The organism is Pseudonocardia sp. McavD-2-B, from assembly GCF_024124365.1.
GTDB lineage: Bacteria > Actinomycetota > Actinomycetes > Mycobacteriales > Pseudonocardiaceae > Pseudonocardia > Pseudonocardia alni.
In genome coordinates this window covers 1-4,217 of the sequence record NZ_JAMXSG010000378.1, presented here as the reverse complement: position 1 = coordinate 4,217, position 4,217 = coordinate 1, and the positions used below count along the sequence as shown (strand labels likewise).

6 protein-coding genes are annotated in these 4,217 nt (G+C 75.5%); 3 read left to right on the top strand and 3 right to left on the bottom strand.

What is annotated here, in order from left to right; genetic code table 11:
- Positions 1–194, top strand: a 194-nt coding sequence (locus tag NH602_RS28705; protein WP_253069440.1) for a hypothetical protein, incomplete at its 5' end; no start/stop codon positions are given.
- 308 nt (positions 195–502) lie between these two features.
- Here the strand turns inward: NH602_RS28705 and rfbA are convergent.
- Both rfbA and rfbD read right to left on the bottom strand, forming a co-directional pair.
- Positions 503–1,390: a glucose-1-phosphate thymidylyltransferase RfbA gene (gene rfbA, locus NH602_RS28695; RefSeq protein ID WP_224401657.1), complete on the bottom strand. Its 888-nt coding sequence runs from the start codon at positions 1,388–1,390 to the stop codon at positions 503–505.
- Positions 1,387–2,229: a dTDP-4-dehydrorhamnose reductase gene (rfbD, locus tag NH602_RS28690; protein ID WP_253069438.1), complete on the bottom strand. Its 843-nt coding sequence runs from the start codon at positions 2,227–2,229 to the stop codon at positions 1,387–1,389. Before rfbD ends, rfbA begins: the two co-directional genes overlap by 4 nt.
- Before the next feature lie 71 nt (positions 2,230–2,300).
- Here rfbD and rfbB point away from each other — a divergent pair, with 71 nt between their 5' ends.
- Positions 2,301–3,263: a dTDP-glucose 4,6-dehydratase gene (gene rfbB, locus NH602_RS28685; protein WP_253069437.1), complete on the top strand. Its 963-nt coding sequence runs from the start codon at positions 2,301–2,303 to the stop codon at positions 3,261–3,263.
- A complete protein-coding gene (locus NH602_RS28680) occupies positions 3,260–3,859 on the top strand; it encodes a dTDP-4-dehydrorhamnose 3,5-epimerase family protein (protein WP_179762022.1) in 600 nt (199 codons plus the stop codon). Before rfbB ends, NH602_RS28680 begins: the two co-directional genes overlap by 4 nt.
- A 4-nt stretch (positions 3,860–3,863) precedes the next feature.
- Here the strand turns inward: NH602_RS28680 and NH602_RS28675 are convergent.
- On the bottom strand, positions 3,864–4,217 hold a 354-nt coding region (locus NH602_RS28675; protein WP_253069436.1), incomplete at its 5' end, for a GPP34 family phosphoprotein.

Below are 4,217 nucleotides of genomic sequence, written 5' to 3'. Positions count from 1 at the left end.
GCGAGCGCGACGGCGCCGGACCCTGGCCCGCCGGGCGCCGGACGGGCCGACCGCTCTGGTCACCTCCGGGAGTCGCTCCGGCGGCAGGTCCCGCGACGACGGGCACCTGCCGGACCGCGGTCGCCGCGCTCCTGCTCGTGCTCACCGCGGCGGTCGCGACGGCCGTCGTGCTGTCGGGGCACCTGCCCTTCTGAGTCCCCGGCCGGGCCCTCCGGTCATCAGGACTGCCGGACGACGGCCGATCCGGGCGCGGCCCGACGATGGCTCATGTCCCCACAGGGGGTTCCACAGCTGGGGCAGCTCGTCGAGCGAGATGCGGCGGATGAGCCTGCCGGCCGGACCGACCCGGGCCAGCGCGGACACCACGACGCCGTCGTGCCCGGTCGGCGCGACCACGACCGCGGCGGTCCCGACGGCGGCGACGTCGGTCAGCACCGGCACCGTCCGGACGAGGCTGACCCGGGCGGCCGGCCTGCGCACCGGCGCCGGGGAACGGCCGTCGCTACGACCTGAACTGATCCGCGACGGCCATGACGTACTCGCCGTAGCCCGAGCCCGCCTGCTGCGCCCCGAGGGTGTGGCAGGCGGCGGCGTCGATGAAGCCCATCCGCAGGGCGACCTCCTCGACGCAGGCGATGCGGATGCCCTGGCGGTTCTCCAGGACGCGGACGTACTGGCCGGCCTCCATCAGCGACTCGTGGGTGCCGGTGTCGAGCCAGGCGAAGCCGCGTCCGAGGTCCTGCAGACGGGCGCGGCCCTGCTCCAGGTAGGCGCGGTTCACGTCGGTGATCTCGAGCTCGCCGCGGGCCGACGGGGTGATGCGCGCGGCGATGTCGACGACGCGGTCGTCGTAGAAGTAGAGGCCCGTGATGGCGCGGTCCGAGCGGGGGTGCTCGGGCTTCTCCTCGATCGAGAGCAGGGTGCCGTCGGGGGCGGCCTCGCCGACGCCGTAGCGCCGCGGGTCGCGCACCGGGTAGCCGAACAGCACGCAGCCCGCGTCGCCGGAGGCGACCTCGGCGGCGCGGCGGCGCAGCAGGTCGCCGAACCCGGCGCCGTGGAAGATGTTGTCGCCCAGCACGAGCGCCGACGGCCCGCCGCGGACGTGGTCGGCGCCGATGACGAAGGCCTCGGCCAGGCCGTTGGGGTGCTCCTGGGCGGCGTAGGTGATCTGCAGGCCGAGCCGGCCGCCGTCGCCGAGCAGGCGCTGGAACCCGGGCAGGTCGTGCGGGGTGGAGATGAGCAGGATCTCCCGGATCCCGGCCAGCATCAGCGTGGTCAGCGGGTGGTAGATCATCGGCTTGTCGTAGACCGGCAGCAGCTGCTTGGACACCGCCGCGGTCAGCGGGAACAGCCGGCTGCCGGTGCCACCGGCCAGGATGACGCCCTTCACCGGGCGGTCCCGAGGTGGGCGCCGAGCCCGTCGCGCCACGGCGGCATCGTCACCCCGGCGCGGGTCGCGCGGGACAGGTCGAGCACCGAGTTCGCCGGCCGGCGCGCCAGGTGCGGCCTGTCCGCGGCGTACTCGGCGGTCGACACCGGGCGGACGTCGCCGGGGTCGCGGCCGCAGCGGGCGAACACCTCCCGGGCCAGTCCGTGCCAGCTGACCGGCTCGCCGTCGCCGGTCACGTGGAAGGTGCCGTGCCGCCCGGACCCGGCCAGCACGACCAGCGCCGCGGCCAGGTCGGGGGCGAACGTCGGCCGCCCCACCTGGTCGTCGACGACGGCGGGGGAGACCCCGTCGCGGGCCAGCCGCGCCATGGTGGCGACGAAGTTGCCGCCGTCGCCGACGACCCAGCTGGTCCGCACGATCACGTGCCGCTCCGGCAGCGCCGCCCGCACCGCCAGCTCCCCGGCTGCCTTCGACGCGCCGTACACCCCGAGCGGGGACGGCGGGGCGTCCTCGGGCACCGGACCGGGCGCGGTGCCGTCGAAGACGTACTCGGTGGAGACGTGGACCAGCAGGCAACCGTGCTCGCGGGCCGCCGCGGCCAGGTGTGCGGGGCCCGCCGCGTTCGCCCGCCACGCCGCGCCCGGTTCGGTCTCCGCCCGGTCGACGGCGGTGTAGGCGGCGGCGTTGACCAGCACGTCGACGCCGGTGAAGTCGTGTTCGGCGACGGCGTCGGCGTCGCCGATGTCCAGCGCCGCACGGTCGAGTGCCACCGCGCCGGGCAGTGCGGCGACCAGCGCCCGCCCGAGCTGCCCGTTCGCCCCCAGCACGCACGCGCGCACGCGCCCACCTCCCGATCGTCGGGGCCGACTCTGACACGCTGGCGGGGCCGGACAGTGAGCGGGGAGGGCACGTGCGCATCGTGGTGACCGGCGGGGCCGGGTTCATCGGGTCCTGTTTCGTCCGGGAGGTGCTGGGCGGGGAGCACCCCGAGCTGGCCGGGGCCGGGGTGACCGTGCTCGACGCGTTCACCTACGCCGGCCGGATCGAGAACCTCGCGCCCGTCGCCGACGACCCGCGGCTGACGGTCGAGCGCGGCGACATCCGTGACCCCCGGCGCGTCGCCGAGGTGCTCGACGGCGGTGCCGACCTGCTCGTGCACTTCGCCGCCGAGACCCACGTGGACCGCTCCATCACCGGCGCCGCGGACTTCGTGACGACCAACGTCGTCGGCACCCAGGTCCTGCTGCAGGCCGCGCTGGACGCGGGCGTCGGCCGGTTCGTGCACGTCTCCACCGACGAGGTGTACGGCTCGATCGCGTCGGGCTCGTGGCCCGAGACCCACCCGCTGGAGCCGAACTCGCCCTACAGCGCGGCGAAGGCGGGCAGCGACCTGCTGGCGCGCAGCTACCACCGCACCCACGGCCTCGACGTGGTGGTCACGCGCTGCTCGAACAACTACGGGCCGTACCAGTTCCCGGAGAAGGTGGTCCCGCTGTTCACCACCCGGCTGCTCGACGGCGGCACCGTCCCGCTCTACGGCGACGGCCTCAACGTCCGTGACTGGCTGCACGTCTCCGACCACTGCCGCGGGATCGTCCTGGCCGCCACGGCGGGCCGGGCCGGGGAGGTCTACAACATCGGCGGCGGCACCGAGCTGACCAACCTGGACCTGACCCGCGCGCTGCTCGCCGTCGTCGGCGTGGGGGAGGACCGCATCGAGCGGGTCGCCGACCGCAAGGGGCACGACCGCCGTTACTCCGTGGACTGGTCGAAGATCCGCGACGAGCTCGGTTACACCCCCCGGGTGCCGTTCGACGAGGGCCTGGCCGCCACCGTGGCCTGGTACCGCGACCACCGGAGCTGGTGGGCGTGAAGGCGACCCCGCTGTCGATCGAGGGCGCCTGGCTGTTCGAGCCGACCACCTTCGCCGACCACCGCGGCTCGTTCACCGCGCCCTTCCAGGGCCCGGCGTTCCGCGACGCGCTCGGGTTCGACCTGACCGTCGCCCAGACCAACCAGTCGGTGTCGGCGCGCGGGGTCGTGCGCGGCGTGCACTACGCCGACGTGCCGCCCGGCCAGGCCAAGTATCTCTACGTGGCCACCGGCGCCGTCCGCGACGTCGTGGTGGACCTGCGGGTCGGGTCGCCGACGTTCGGGCGGGTCGAGGCCGTCGACCTCGACGCCGCCTCGATGCGGGCGGTCTACCTGTCCGAGGGGCTCGGGCACGCCTTCCAGGCGCTCGCCGACACCACCGTCGTCGGGTACCTGTGCTCGACGTCGTACACCCCGGCGGCCGAGCACGGGATCAGCCCGCTGGACCCGGCCCTCGCGCTGCCCTGGGCCGAGGGGGTCGAGCCGGTGCTGTCCGACAAGGACCGTGCCGCGCCCACCCTGGACGAGGCCCTCGCCGCGGGCGCCCTGCCGACCTGGGAGAGCTGCCGCGCCCGCCTGGCGGAGCTGCGCGGGTAGCGGCTCAGTTCCCGGCCCACCCGGACCGCACCGCGAAGTAGGCCCGGACGAACGGGTCGCGCGCCGCCCCTTCCGCGACGAGCGCCGCGCGGCGCTGCGCGACCCCGCGCGTCTCCGCGTCGATCTCCGGCGGCAGGACGTCACCGGCGAGGTCGGTGAGCCCCAGCAGCGCGAGCAGCAGGCCGTCGTGCCCGCCCGGCGCCGTCTCGGTGACCAGCAGCGACGCCAGCCGGGTGCGCAGCGCCCGGGCCGGCTCCGGGTCCTGCTCGGTGAGCAGCACCCGGCGGAACAGCCCGAACCGGCGGTACTCCTGCGCGGCGAGGACCCCGTCGGCGACCAGCTGCCCCACGGCGCCGCC